10 protein-coding genes are annotated in these 13,217 nt (G+C 71.7%); 2 read left to right on the top strand and 8 right to left on the bottom strand.

What is annotated here, in order from left to right:
• The first annotated feature begins 23 nt into the window (after positions 1-23).
• Positions 24-1,262: an FAD-dependent monooxygenase gene (locus ACIQGQ_RS25015; protein WP_402399202.1), complete on the top strand. Its 1,239-nt coding sequence runs from the start codon at positions 24-26 to the stop codon at positions 1,260-1,262.
• Positions 1,263-1,463: 201 nt separating this feature from the next.
• On the top strand, positions 1,464-3,575 hold the full coding sequence (locus tag ACIQGQ_RS25010) for a DUF2075 domain-containing protein (protein WP_402399200.1): 2,112 nt from the start codon (positions 1,464-1,466) through the stop codon (positions 3,573-3,575).
• A 53-nt stretch (positions 3,576-3,628) separates the two neighbouring features.
• On the opposite strand, the gene ACIQGQ_RS25005 is transcribed toward ACIQGQ_RS25010, so the two are convergent.
• The 8 genes from ACIQGQ_RS25005 to ACIQGQ_RS24970 all read right to left on the bottom strand — a co-directional run bounded on the left by ACIQGQ_RS25005 (position 3,629) and on the right by ACIQGQ_RS24970 (position 13,209).
• Positions 3,629-3,757 (bottom strand): DUF6408 family protein, encoded by a 129-nt coding sequence (locus tag ACIQGQ_RS25005; protein ID WP_402399012.1) that lies wholly within the window; start codon positions 3,755-3,757, stop codon positions 3,629-3,631.
• Positions 3,758-3,948: 191 nt separating this feature from the next.
• On the bottom strand, positions 3,949-5,820 hold the full coding sequence (locus ACIQGQ_RS25000) for a DNA/RNA helicase domain-containing protein (protein ID WP_402399197.1): 1,872 nt from the start codon (positions 5,818-5,820) through the stop codon (positions 3,949-3,951).
• Positions 5,821-6,153: 333 nt separating this feature from the next.
• Entirely contained in the window at positions 6,154-7,641 is a 1,488-nt protein-coding gene (locus ACIQGQ_RS24995) for an SDR family oxidoreductase (protein WP_402399010.1), read from the bottom strand.
• A 92-nt stretch (positions 7,642-7,733) separates the two neighbouring features.
• Positions 7,734-8,348, bottom strand: coding sequence for a hypothetical protein (locus ACIQGQ_RS24990; RefSeq protein WP_402399009.1), 615 nt, complete (start codon positions 8,346-8,348; stop codon positions 7,734-7,736).
• Positions 8,349-8,441: 93 nt separating this feature from the next.
• Positions 8,442-8,990, bottom strand: a complete 549-nt coding sequence (locus ACIQGQ_RS24985; RefSeq protein ID WP_402399008.1) for a tunicamycin resistance protein — start codon at positions 8,988-8,990, stop codon at positions 8,442-8,444.
• A 15-nt stretch (positions 8,991-9,005) separates the two neighbouring features.
• Positions 9,006-10,202, bottom strand: a complete 1,197-nt coding sequence (locus tag ACIQGQ_RS24980) for a class I SAM-dependent methyltransferase (RefSeq protein ID WP_402399006.1) — start codon at positions 10,200-10,202, stop codon at positions 9,006-9,008.
• Positions 10,199-11,203 carry a zinc-binding dehydrogenase gene (locus tag ACIQGQ_RS24975; RefSeq protein ID WP_402399004.1) on the bottom strand — a complete coding sequence of 335 codons (1,005 nt, stop codon included), beginning with the start codon at positions 11,201-11,203 and terminating at the stop codon, positions 10,199-10,201. Before ACIQGQ_RS24975 ends, ACIQGQ_RS24980 begins: the two co-directional genes overlap by 4 nt.
• Positions 11,200-13,209 (bottom strand): hypothetical protein, encoded by a 2,010-nt coding sequence (locus ACIQGQ_RS24970; protein WP_402399002.1) that lies wholly within the window; start codon positions 13,207-13,209, stop codon positions 11,200-11,202. The genes ACIQGQ_RS24975 and ACIQGQ_RS24970 overlap by 4 nt, the downstream gene beginning before the upstream one ends.
• Positions 13,210-13,217: the final 8 nt, after the last annotated feature.

The raw sequence follows: 13,217 nt of genomic DNA, 5'->3' as shown, positions 1-13,217 counted from the left end.
CCATGTCCCACTCCGAACCCGATGTGATCGTCGTCGGCGGCGGCCTCGGCGGCCTCGGCGCCGCGCTCTCGCTGACCCGCCAGGGCCTGGCCGTCCGCCTGCTGGAGCGCGCCCCGGCCTTCGGCGAGGTCGGCGCGGGCATCCAGCTCGCACCCAATTGCACCCGGATCCTCGACGACTACGGCCTTCTCGCCGAGGCCAGGAGCCTCGGCGTCGTCCCGGACGCCATGGTCATGCGCGACGCCGTCGACGGCGACGAGCTGACCCGGCTCGACCTGCGGGACCTGGAGAAGCGCTACGGCTACCCGTACCTCGTCATCCACCGCAGCGACCTGCACGGCCTGCTCCTGCGCGCCTGCGAACGGGCGGGCGTCGAGCTGGTCACCGACGCGGAGGTGGTCTCGTACGAGAACACCGACGGCGGCGCCCGCGCGACCCTCGCCTCGGGCGAGCGGCACGAGGCCGGTGTCGTGATCGCGGCCGACGGGCTGAACTCCGTCGCCCGCAAGCTGCTCGTCGACGACGAGCCGGTCTCCTCCGCGTACGTCGCCTACCGGGGCACCGTCCCCGCCGACCAGCCGCGCGTACGCTCCCTCGACCTCAGCGAGGTCGTGGTGCACGTCGGCCCCGCCTGCCACTTCGTCCACTATGGCCTGCGCGGCGGGGAGCTGCTCAACCAGGTCGCCGTCTTCGAATCGCCCAAGGCACTGGCCGGGCGGGAGGACTGGGGCACCCCCGACGAACTCGACGCCGCCTTCGTCGGGACCTGCGACTTCGTCCAGGACGGCCTGCCGTTCATGTGGCGGGAGAAGTGGTGGCGGATGTTCGACCGGGACCCGGTCATGAACTGGGTCCACGGCCGGATCGCACTGCTCGGCGACTCCGCGCACCCGCCGCTCCAGTACATCGCCCAGGGCGCGGTCATGGCGATCGAGGACGGCTGGGTCCTGGGCGAGCACGTCGCCCGCAACCGCTCCGCCGACGGCACGGTCGACTGGGACACCGTCTTCGCCGCCTACGAGGCGGTCCGCCCGGAGCACTGCCGCCGCGTACTGACCACCTCCCGCGCGTGGGGCGAGCTGTGGCACCTCGACGGCACCCCGCGCGAACAGCGCAACGCCCTGCTGCGGTCCCGCGACACCTACGACTACACGTTCGTCGACTGGCTCTACGGCCCCACCGCCCTGACCCCGGACCAGGAACCGCCCATGTTCACCCCGATCCCCCTGGCACCGCAGGAGGCGACGGCGGGAGCCGTGTGACGGCCCGGCCCGACCGGGCAAACGGCCCAAAGGCCTGTGTCCGGTCGATGAGCAGTTCCGGGCCACCGCAGTGGCGGTGTACTTCCGCAGGAGACCATTCTCTAGGATCACCGGAACCGATTGCGGCCCGACGGGCTTCCGAACAGGACATGCCCCCACCCGCACGAATCACTCGTGCCCCGGGGGAATCACTTCGTGTCCATGCTTTTGCTGAAACTGTCGGCGCGGGATCTCCTCGCCCTGAACGCTCGTCGACGGATGGTGCCGCACCTTGCCGCCCGGTGGCGGCACTTCCGTGGAGCCGACGCCTCCTTGTCGGAGCGTTCCGCGTGGGCCGAGAGCCTGGTCAGTCTGGCGAATGACCTGGTTGCCGCAGGGCGCGGAAACGTGGAGATGATCGTCGAATGCGCGGTGACGGTCGATGAGGGCGGTCGGTCCGACACCCCCAGGCTCGTCGATGTCGTACTGGTGGGTCGGCATCCGGACGCCGGCGGGCCATCCGTGCAACTGGTCGAGTTGAAGCGCTGGTCCACGGTGACCCGCGTGGAGCGGGCCGCTGCGAACATGGTCCATGTGCCGGGAATGGGGGAGAAGAAGCATCCGGCCATCCAGTTGCGCGAGTATTACCAGGCGTTCACGAGCGAGCACGGCCCCCTCGGGAACATCGACTTCACGTGCGGCGGCTTTGCGTACCTGCACAATGCGACGGACGATTCGGTGCGGCCTCTGGTGGACTTTGACGCACCGACCGGTGCCTATGCCCGTGTGTACACGGCTGACCGGCGTGACCAGTTGCTTTTCGATCTCCGCAAGAACTTCGCGGAGGATGGAGCGGGGTCCGAGGCCGAGAGGATGATGCAGCGCATGGGCCTGCGCAACACGCCCTTGCTCGACGCCATGATCCGGTCCCGTGGGGAGGACACGGTCTTCACCCTGCGAAGAGAGCAGAAGCGCGTCGCCGACCAGATTCTGGAAGCCGCCAGCAAGGTGCTCCCTGACCCGGCCCGCCCCGCTCTCGTCCCGGACGACCGACGTGTGGTCTTTCTGATCACGGGGGGAGCCGGTACGGGGAAGAGCGCGATCGGCCTCCAGCTCAAGGCGGAGCTGGAGGCGCAGGGAAGGACCGTCAAGTACGCCAGTGGCAGCAGGGCCTTCAACGGCGCGCTTCAGGAGCATGTCGGATACGGCGATCGGGAGTTCAAGGAGTCGTTCACCTACTTCAGCAACTTTGTCACACCGCCGGACCCACCTCTGGACGTGCTGATCTGCGATGAGGCGCACCGCCTTCGGGACCGGTCCACGAACCGTTTCTGGAAGCCGGAGGACTGGGGCACCGGTCCGCAGGTGGACGAGCTCCTCGATGCGTCCCGTCTCACCGTCTTCTTCCTGGATGAGGGTCAGTCCGTCCGTCCCAACGAGGTCGGGACCGTCGCGCTCATCGAGGACGCGGCAAAGAGGTACGGTGCCCGACTTGTCCCGAGCAACCTTCGGGAGCAGTTCCGCTGCGGAGGAAGCGACGCCTACATCCGCTGGGTGCGAGCTGTACTCGGGGTCTCGGATGAGCCTGTCGAGGAATGGCGCCCTGACGGGCTGATGCACATCGAGGTGGCGGACACACCGGAGGAGCTTGAACGGACCATCCGTACCGAAGCGCTCGCAGGGGCCTCCGGGCGGATGGTCGCAGGCTACTGCTGGCCCTGGACGAAGCCGCTCGGAAAGGAGAAGCGACTGGAGCCTGATGTCCGCATCGGCACATGGCACCGGCCGTGGAACGCGGACAGCGACAGTCGGTGCGAAGAGGGCCGGGTACCGCCGGCGAAGACCTGGTCGACCGACGAGAACGGTCTCGGGCAGATCGGTTGCGTGTACACGGCTCAAGGGCTCGAGTGGGACTGGTGCGGTGTGATCATGGGCGAGGACATGGTGCGCCGTGGGGACAAGTGGGTCTTCCGTCGGGGCAAGGAGCGCGAAGAAGAGGGATCGAAGATCAAACGGGTCGACCGGCCAGGATCGTTCGACCCGAAGGTGCGACCGAGCAGCGTCAGCGACGAGGAGTTCGCACGGCTCGTCCGTCACGCCTATCACGTGCTGATGACCCGGGCCAGTCGCGCGACGGTGCTGTACTCCACGGACGCCGAAACGCGGGCCTATCTCAAGGGACTTGTCGGAGAGGTTGAGCTCCACGACTTGCGGCCCACCTGGGAGACATTGCCTCTGGAGGCCCGGAGTCCGCACCTGCCCCGGCCGAGCAGAGGTTCGGGCGGTCGAAGGAAGAAGAAGCGGAGGTCGAGCGGGGAGCTCCGGTTGTTCTGAGGAGAGCGGCGAGGAGTGCGTGGCGGGCTCACCGGGCCCGCCACCTGCCTGCGTCAGAAGAGCAGGCCTGCCACCGTTGCCAGAGCCGTCACCACAAGGTTGGAGACGACTCCCACAGCGATGTCGATCAGGATCTCGCGAATCCGGTCACGACGCGCAGACTTGTACTCGACCGTAGTCATGGCCACTCCAGAGCAGTGAGATATGGAATGGAAGGGGGACGCCCTACCGGGTATCCACAGCTCGCGTCGAGTGTCGCCACACGACGGGCACAACCATCCGTCACTCGCTGCCGGTTGGGGCAGACGCACAGACCACTGCCCGTACCCTCCGGGAAGGTGCGCAGCACGCCGATATTAACCCGGCCACGGAATCAGTGTGCTGCAGGGACGAGGGAGCGAAGTTTCTCACGGGTCTCGGGGTCCGTGGAGTAGATGATCGTTCCGATCATGCCTCGTGTCAGCAGCACCTTGTAGGTGTTGCGGACCAGTCTGTCGACTTCGCTGTCCGGTGTGGCCCTGGTGAAGGAGGGGTCCTTGGAGGCTGTGCGGTCCACGACCCAGTGGTCGGTCCGCCAGACAAGGTCCTGCCCCATGATCACGCCCGACCAGTCGTACTCGAAGCCCTGCGCCGTGTAGACGCATCCGATCTGGCCGAACCCGGCCGGGTCGGTGGCCCAGAGCGAGGCGGACGGCGCGCCGAGAAGGGAGCGGTCTCCGTACAGGTTCCACGGTCGGGCCCAATCCCCGATGGTGACATCCGGCGGTAGCGCGTTCATGCCTGGCGTGATCTTTGTCGTCCACTTCCAGCAGTAGCCTGCGGACATGCGGGCTCCGTAGTTCCGGGCGCGCTGAGCGATCAGGAAGTCCTCGAGCTCCTGAGGGCTGTCCGTCGTCAACAGCTCCACCTTGCCATCGGGTTCCCAGACGGAGGGGCCTTCGCCCTCCAGGCCCAGCAGGCTTGTCACCCAGCGCAGGTACGCGTCGCTTCCGCCGCAACGGAACTGGCTGTCGAGTTCCACCACCGTGCACTCCAACCCCTGTCCGGCGGCGGCATCCCGGATCTCCTGCACCGTGCCCATCTCGCCGGGACGTACCACCTGGTGCTGGTCGAGCAGGAAGACGGGCACGCGGGCGGCGTCCATCAGTTCCGCCACCTGGGGCCGCCCCGTGCGCAGGGCGGCCCTGGTGTACCGGTTGGCGGAGGTCTTGCGCAGCCTGTGGGCCTCGTCGCAGACCAGCACGTCCAGGTCGTTGGGCTCGGCCTCCATGAAGCTGTTGAAGTAGCGGAAGAGCCGTTGGACCTCGGGCTTCCGAGCGCCCGCGACCTTGCGCATGGTCTTCGTGAACGACTGCGATCCGGTGGCGTGCAGCGCGGGGACCCCGCGCCGGTACAGATCGCCCAGCAGGGACAGAGCGATCACGCTCTTGCCGGAGCCGGGCCCGCCCGCCACCACGATCACTTGCTTGTGATTGGACCGCCGGGCCTTTCTGACGGCGGACATGACCGTCTCGTAGGCAACCCGCTGCTCGTCCAGCAGAACGAACTGCTCGCGATCGCGGACCTCTTCGGCGGCAACCGCCATCAGTTGCCTTGACGGCCGGACCTTTCCCTGCAGCAGCGCGTCGGCCGCTTCGCCCCCGGGCTTCGGGGCCAGCCTCGAACGCAGGTAGGCGAGGAAGGCACCACGTTGATCACCGGTGAACATGCGGCCCAGGCCGTCTTCCGGAACCGCGCGCAGCCCCGCGACACCGAACTCGGTGGCGTTGTGCAGATACGCCACGCCCGCGACCGAATCGGGGAAGTGCTCCAGAGCCCCGTTGAATGACATCAGGTAGTCGCAGTAGCTCCGCACCTGTTCGATCGGATTGAGGACCGGATCGGGGTACGCATCGATGCGGCACCGCAATGGGTCGTCCTCTTCGGGGAAAGCGTTGCTCCACTGCTTGAGTTCCACGACCACGTACGACGGATCCCCTGTGGCGGGGTGTACACCGGCGAGTACCACATCCGCGCGCTTGCTGGTCAGCGGCAGCCCGTACTCCAACAACATCTCGATCTCGCCGAGTCCGGCCTCGATCAGTACGTTGGTGAGTGCCGGGATGCTGCGTTCCCAGGAGCGCACTTCCGACGGCTGGGGCTGATGGCGGTGCTTATGGAAGAAGTTCTCCTTCAGGAGTTCGGCGAGGCGGCCTTCGAGACGGGTGCGGTCGGCCAGCGATGCCGCAGATTCACGGAACAGCAAGAAGAAGCCCCCAGGCAGCACGAAGTAGCTCGCGCGGGTGGGGGCATGTCCTACGACTTCCACGGCAGTGGAGCGGAAGCCCGGCGGGCCGCTGAGATGGTGTTTGTCAGTCTAGAGCAGAAGACGGACCATGAGCCCGGGGCTACGCCGCAGCCCTGTATCCACGAGTTTCGCTGATGGCAAGCCGATTTAATTCCCCGTTTTTTCGGAGGAATTCCTGGAGTTCAGTTTATTCGGAAAGGCTGGCTTTCGGGGTGTTTTGTGGCGCCTGATGCTCCACCGGGAACGGACGGGAATTCGGGCGGTCCGATCGACTGACCGGGCACCCGGCCGTCAGGCCCGTTCGGCCGTGCGGGCGATGTTGCGGGCCATTCCGCCGAAGACGACGGCGTGGAAGGGGGAGACGCTCCACCAGTAGGCGTGGCCCAGGAGGCCGTGCGGGTGGAACAGGGCGCGCTGGCGGTAGCGGGTGCGGCCGGATTCGTCGGTGTCGGTACACAGTTCCAGCCAGGCCAGTCCGGGCAGCCGCATCTCGGCGCGCAGCCGCAGCAGCCGGCCGGGCTCGATCTCCTCCACCCGCCAGAAGTCGACCGAGTCGCCGACCCGCAACCGGTGCGCGTCCCGGCGGCCGCGGCGCAGGCCCACACCGCCCACGAGCCGGTCGGCGATGCCCCGGACGGACCAGGCCAGGGGGAAGGAGTACCAGCCGTTCTCCCCGCCGATACCCTCGACGACCCGCCACAGGGCCTCCGGCGGGGCGTCGACCAGGCGTTCCCGCCGGTCGGTGTAGAGGCTTCCGCCCGCCCAGTCGGGGTCGGTGGGCAGGGGGTCGCTGGGGGCTCCGGGGACCGAGGCGGAGGACCAGCGGGTGGCGACCTCGGCGTCGCGTACGCGCTTGAGGGCCAGCCGCACCGCCTCGTCGAAGCCGATGGGGTGGCCGGGCGGGTCGGGGGCGTAGCGGGTGATGTCGTTCTCCTGGCACACCACCTCGTACCGCAGCGACTCCGCCAGCGGGCGGGCGATGGACGAGGGTACCGGGGTGACCAGGCCGACCCAGTGGCTGGACAGGCCGGGGGTGAGCACCGGCACCGGCAGGATCACGCGCCGGGGCAGCCCGGCGACCGCCGCGTAACGCAGCATCATGTCCCGGTACGTGAGCACGTCGGGCCCGCCGATGTCGAAGGCGCGGTTCACGTCGGCGGGCATGTCGGCGGCGCTCACCAGCAGGCGCAGCACGTCCCGGACGGCGATGGGCTGGATGCGGGTGCGGACCCAGCTCGGTGTGACCATCACCGGGAGCCGTTCGGTCAGATAGCGCAGCATCTCGAAGGAGGCCGAGCCGGAGCCGATGATCACGGCGGCCCGCAGCTCCGTCGTGGGCACCCCGCTCCCCAGCAGGATGCGCCCGACCTCGGCCCGGGAGCGCAGATGCGGGGACAGCTCGCGTTCGGGCACCCCGGCCGGGGTCAGCCCGCCGAGGTAGACGATCCGGCGCACCCCGGCCGCGGCGGCCCGCTCGCCGAACACCCGGGCCCCCGTACGGTCGGTGGACTCGAAACCGCGCCCGGTGCCGAGCGCGTGGACCAGGTAGTAGGCCACGGCGACCTCCCGCATCGCGGCCCCGGCCGTGACGGGATCGGTGACGTCCCCCCGGACCACCTCCACCTCCCCGGCCCAGGGATGGTCGCGCAGCTTCCCGGGGGAGCGGGCCAGACAGCGCACCCGGTACCCGGCGGCGAGCAGCTCCGGCACGAGCCGCCCGCCGATGTAGCCGGTCGCCCCGGTCACCAGACACAGGGGCCGGTCCTCCGCCGCTTGCATGCCGTCCGCCTCCTCCGTCCGCCGGTCCCGTCCATACTGCGCAACCGCGGGCGGGCGCGCGCGGCGGACGGCCCTGCCCGGTCCTGCCCGGCTCAGGGGTCCTCCGCAGGGCCGATCTCCCGGGCGGCGGGGGATTCCAGGGCGGGGCCCGGGGGGTGGGTGAGGGCGTGGGCCAGTTGATCGGCCAGGCGGGGGAGGGTGGCCGGGGGGAGGTAGAGCTCGGCTCCGGCGTCGAGGAGGCGGCGGACCGGGCCCTGGTAGTCGACGCCCAGCTCCGGGTCCTCGATCTCGGTGACGACGACCCGGGCGTCGGGGAAGGACGAGCGCAGGGACCCGATCAGCTGCGGGCTGACCGGGGGGACCAGCAGGACGTCGGCCGAGCGGGGGGCGGAGCGCATGTCGAGGACGATGTAGTCGGGGCCCAGCCGGTCGGAGAGCGCGGTGCGGGCCGTGTCCGACAGCTCCATGGCCGTGGCGACGACCGTGACGGACCCGTCCGGGGGGCGCGACCCCTCCTCGGGGGCGTTCGGCGGGGCGACGACGGTGCCGACGAGGACGGTCCTGGTGACGGGGGAGACCCGGGCGAACGGCGCGCCGTCCCGGGTGATCACCAGCTCCTCGCCGGGGCCGAGGGCGTCGACGAGGGCCAGGACGTCCTCGGGTAACCGGCCCGCGTCGATCGCGCGCGCGGCGTCCTCGCCGGTCATCGGGGAGCGGGAGGGACGGGTGCGGTGGGCCGAACGGGAAGCGTCCTCACAGCGCCCGATCCTCCCATATGCGGCGGAAGATCCCCGGGTGCCTCATCCGGTGACTTCGGCGCGGGCCGCGATCCGCTCGGCCAGTCGACGGGGGCTCGCCGTGTCGGTCGGCAGGACGAGGGTGTCCGCGCCGAGCCGGTCCTCGCAGGCCAGCGCGGCGTCGATCCGGCCGAGCCGCCAGGCCCGTACGTCCGCGTCCCGCACCGGGTCGTCCGGATGGATCACCTGGGCGGTGATGCGCCGGGTCAGCAGGGCGCGGTCGGCCGACAGCCAGACGTGCAGCAGGCCGTCGTCCTCCTCGCGGACGACGTCGAAGATCTCCCGCCGGTACGCGTCGTTCACCACGGTCATCGGGACGACGAGGAGGTGGTCCGGATAGTGCCGCACGAACGCCGCGCACGAGCGGGCCACGACCTCGCGCCAGCACGCCAGGTCCTGGAAGTCCCCGGAATCCGGCATCGGCACCCAGGCACGCAGATGGAAGCCGGCCTCCTCCGGGTCGAAGACGATGATCCGCTCCACGATCCGCGTCAGCTGCTCCGTGACGCTCGACTTGCCCGCGCCGAAGGCGCCGTTGATCCAGACCAGCATGACTCTCTCCAGGGGTCACGGGAGGTGCTTCGGACAGCAGCGGTCGACGGGCTCGTACAGGTGCAGGATCACCCAGGCGCGCCCCGGCCACCGGGTGTCGAGCGATCCCAGCGCGGCGGCGCGGGCCAGTTCCGCGCAGACGGACCGCGCGGTGTGCTCGTCGATGCCGGAGAAGGACGGATAACTGGCGTTGACCAGGCCCTGGAGCCAGTCGCGGAGCGTCCGGGTCTCGTCCCAGCGGGCCAGCTCGATCCTGCGGTGCACGAAGCCGCGGTGCAGCAGCCAGCCGTGCAGCCGCTGCCGCTGCCCCTTCGTCCAGTACGGGAAGACCCCGCCGGCCACCTCCGCCAGCCGTGCGGTGACCGCCTCCTGGAGGCGGCCGACCCCCGCGGCGGGCGCGGTCTCCAGCTCGACGCGGTAGAACCGGCCGCCCAGCGCCAGCACGCGTTCCACCTCGGCGGCCGCCAGCAGCGGCTCCGTGCAGAAGTCGATGCTCTCGTGCTCGACGACCGCGTCGAACGATCCGGGGGCGAACGGCATCGCCATCATGTCGCCGTGCCGCACGTCCAGGCCGTCCCGGCGCCCCGCCTCGATCATCGCGCGCGATGCCTCGATCCCGGTGTACGAGCCCGCGAAGGGCGCCACGTTACGGGCCAGCCTGCCGGTGCCCGTACCCAGTTCCAGGACCCGGAGGGAACCGAGGAAGTCCCGGGCGAAGCCGCGCAGCACGGCGTTGAACCGCTCCGTCACCGGCCGGGCCGGGGCGTACCGCCGGGCCAGCTCCGGCCCGTAGAGCGCGCCGTCGCACGCCCCCGCCCCGGGGAGGTCCACCCGGGTGAGCGGGCGTTGGTTGGCGTCGAACCAGCCGACGCACTCCCGCGCCGCCCGTACCGTCATCCGTTCGGTACGGGCGTGCCCCACCAGCTCCGGGGGCAGCCCGCCGAACGCGAGGACGCAGTCGTCGGGCGCGCCCCGCAGCCGTACGTACGCGCAGGCCGCGAGCAGCGTCGCCGTCTCCTCGGCGGTGACCTCGGCATCCGGCCGGGCGGCGGCGTACCGGGCCGCGACCTCGGCGACCGGGGGCAGGACCTGCCGTGCGAGCGCCGTCAGCGTCGCCGTCCGCCACGGCGGGACGTAGTGGAACCGTCGGTCGCACGGCGGCACGGCACCGCCCTCGCCCGCCTCGCGCAGCACCTCGGCCGCGGCGCTCACCGGGCCTCCCCTCCGCCGGCCGGTGCGCCGTGGTCCGGCCAGGTCAGGACGAGATTGCCGCGTACGTCCCCGTCCGCGAGCCGCTTGAGCGCCGCGCGCGCCTCCTGCGCCGGCAGCACGTCGTCCACCAGCGGCCGGATGCCGGTGGTCCGCATCAGGGTCACCATCCGCGCGTACTCCTCCCGGGTCCCGCTGAACGAACCGACGACGTTGATCTGGTGGAAGTAGATCCGGTGCAGCCGGGCGGGCGGGACGTCGCCGGTCGTCGCGCCCGCGACCACCACCGTGCCGCCGTGCCGGACGCTGCGCAGGGTGTGCGTCCAGGTCTCCCGGCCCACACTGTCGATCACCGCGTCGACCGGCGCGGGCAGTTCGGCCCCCGGCCCGAACGCGGCGCTCGCGCCCAGCCGCCGGGCCAGGGCCCGCTTGGCGGCGGACCGGCCGGTCACCCAGGTGCGGACCCCGCTCGCCGAGGCCAGGCTGATCAGCGCGGTGGACAGGCCGCCCGCCGCGCCCTGGACGAGCACGGTGTCCCCGGGGCGCAGCGCCGCCTTGGTGAACAGCATCCGGTACGCGGGAAGCCAGGTGCACACCAGGCAGGCCGCCTCCTCCCAGGACAGATGGTCCGGGACGGGCAGCAGGCTCTCCGGGGGAGCGGCGAAGAACTCGGCGAGGGTGCCCGGCCGGGCACCGACGAGCTGCGCCGCGGGCATCGCCAGTGTCTCGTCGGCGGTGCCCGGCGGGGAGTCGAGAAGCGGATACAGCACCACACGCGCCCCGTCCGGCCGCATCCCCGCCGCCTCGCAGCCGAGGATGCGGGGGTACTGGTCCCGGTTGATCCCGACGCCGCGCAGGGTCCAGAGGTCCTTGTGGTTGAGGGAGGCCGCCCGCACCGCCACCCGCACCCAGCCCGGGGGCACCTCGGGGTCGGGGCGGTCCCCGACGACGACGGTGGACAGCGGGTCGTCGGGGTCGGGGGCGGTGGCGAACACGGCCTTCATGAGCCCTCGCCCTCGGGCCGGCCGGCAGCGGTGCCGCGCATACGGTCGCGACCTCCTTCGTGTCGGGGGGAACCGGACGGGGGCGGGGCGCCCAGCAGTTCGGCGGACGGCACGGTCGCCCGCGCGAACCAGATCGCGAACCCGGACACCGCCAGCGCCCGCACCCGCAGCGAGGGCCCCGCACCGCCCGTGTCGCACCGCACCCGCACCGCCCCGCCCGCCGCGAGAACGTGCGCGCTCCTGGTACGCAGGCCCCCGGCCCCGTCGTCGACGTCCACGACCACCCGGGCGGCCGGGCCCGGCCGGGCACCGCCGGGGCCGGGGGCCGTGCCGAAGAACCGCACGCCGACCGCGCCCGGCCCCGCCACGGTGACCAGCGGGAACCGCTCCCCGTCCGGCGACCGTGCCAGATCCCCGCAGACGTCGCACCGCGCCCAGTGGCACTCCCGGCCGTCCGCCGCGCCCCGGGCCGCGCCGACCCGGACCGGGAGCCCGCACAACCGGCAGGAGCACAGCACCTCGGGACCCGCCGGTTCGAAGAGCAGCCCGGACCTCATGGCGCGCTCGACGGCACGGGCACCGACCAGCGCAACGTCCGCCCGGACGTCCCCTGGAACGCTCGCCGGAATGCCTCCCGGAACGTTCGCCAGGAAGGCGACCAGATCCCGTTCGAACCGTTCGCCGAGGGACCCCATTCCGGCGACGCAGCGGGCGAACTCGGCCCGGGCGGGCTCGCCGTACAAGGTCCGCCCGCTCGCCGCCGACAGCACCGCCGCCGCCCGTACCGCCCAGCCCCGGGCCCCGTCGATCCCGCGCGCGCAGGCGTCCAGCGCCCCGCGCCCGGCGGGGCCCGCCGCCAGGCGCAGGGCGACGAGCACACCCCGGGCGTCCTCGACGGTCCGGGTCAGGGCCAGCAGCCGGGCCCGGTCCTCGGCCAGACGCGCCGAATCCGCCTCGATCCGCCCGAGTTCACCGCCCAGCGACGCCACGGCCGCCGTCCGGCCCGGCGCGTCGGCACGGTGGCGCAGCAGGACCGGATCGCCCAGGCAGAGCGTCCCCGCCGACCGGCCGTCCCCGCCCGGCGCGGCGCCGCCGAGCTGGGCCAGCTCGTGGACGAGGATCGCCCGGCGCGACGTCGGCATGCGGTAGAGCGAGCCGCACAGGGTCGCCGCGTAGGAACTCGCGAAGGCATCGACGAAGTTGGTCGCGGGCCGGCTGCGCCGCCAGTCGGGGATCAGCGCCCCGCAGGACCCCAGATGGATCCAGCCGCAGCGGATGTCGTCGAGCCGGCAGAGCCGCAGGCCGTTCGGGGCGCACGCGCAGTCCTGCCCGGGGAAGCCGCTCGTGCTGTGCGCGCAGACGAACCGGTCGCCGATCTTCACATGGGACTCGTTGCCGTGGCCGTACACCGAGACGGTGCGCACGCCCTCGGAGCCGGGCGCGGCCAGCTCCGCCGCGTCGCCCACCACGGACGAGGAATCGGCCGCGTCCACGAAGACATGGGCCCCGGCCCGCGCCCTTCTGGCCAGGGCCATCCGCCGGAGCATGAAGCCCAGCTCCCCGGCGGAGCGCGCGGGCAGCGTGCCCACCGGGAGTCCGGTCCGGTGCCCGAGGGCCACGACGTCCCCGGCGAACCGGAGGTCGAACGCGTCCCTGGCGACGGTCACCAGGACGTATCCCGCCGACGACGGGACCGCCCGTTCGACGGCCCCTGCCCCCGCACCGGTGCCTTGCCGCCAGTCGTCGAGCGGGACGTGCGCGGCCACGCGGCAGCCGAGGGACGTCAGATCGGCCCCGTGCGGGTGCGGGCCCTTCCCCACGACGATCACCGCCCCCTCGGGCCACATCCGTCCGGCCCCCTGTCCCGTGCCCTCTCCGGCGTCCGGTCCGGCTGTCCGGGACGCGTACCAGTCGAGTACCTCCCGCCGCCGGGCGCGAAGCGGGTCCGTACCGGGGCGCCGGGGGCGCTCGGTGACGTGCCCGGTGGCGCGGTGCGAAGGTTCCACGATGCTCC

The sequence above is a fragment of the Streptomyces sp. NPDC092952 genome, from assembly GCF_044754785.1.
Taxonomy (GTDB): Bacteria; Actinomycetota; Actinomycetes; order Streptomycetales; family Streptomycetaceae; genus Streptomyces.
Note: the sequence above shows the minus strand (reverse complement) of the source record. Positions and strands in the feature narration are given on the sequence as shown.

Bases quoted from the DNA above. Each gene is read 5' to 3' on its own strand.
- ACIQGQ_RS25010 (WP_402399200.1), top strand. From the start codon at position 1,464: ATGCTTTTGCTGAAACTGTCGGCGCGGGATCTCCTCGCCCTGAACGCT.
- ACIQGQ_RS25005 (WP_402399012.1), bottom strand. From the start codon at position 3,757: ATGACTACGGTCGAGTACAAGTCTGCGCGTCGTGACCGGATTCGCGAG.
- ACIQGQ_RS24995 (WP_402399010.1), bottom strand. From the start codon at position 7,641: ATGCAAGCGGCGGAGGACCGGCCCCTGTGTCTGGTGACCGGGGCGACC.
- ACIQGQ_RS24990 (WP_402399009.1), bottom strand. From the start codon at position 8,348: ATGACCGGCGAGGACGCCGCGCGCGCGATCGACGCGGGCCGGTTACCC.
- ACIQGQ_RS24985 (WP_402399008.1), bottom strand. From the start codon at position 8,990: ATGCTGGTCTGGATCAACGGCGCCTTCGGCGCGGGCAAGTCGAGCGTC.
- ACIQGQ_RS24975 (WP_402399004.1), bottom strand. From the start codon at position 11,203: ATGAAGGCCGTGTTCGCCACCGCCCCCGACCCCGACGACCCGCTGTCC.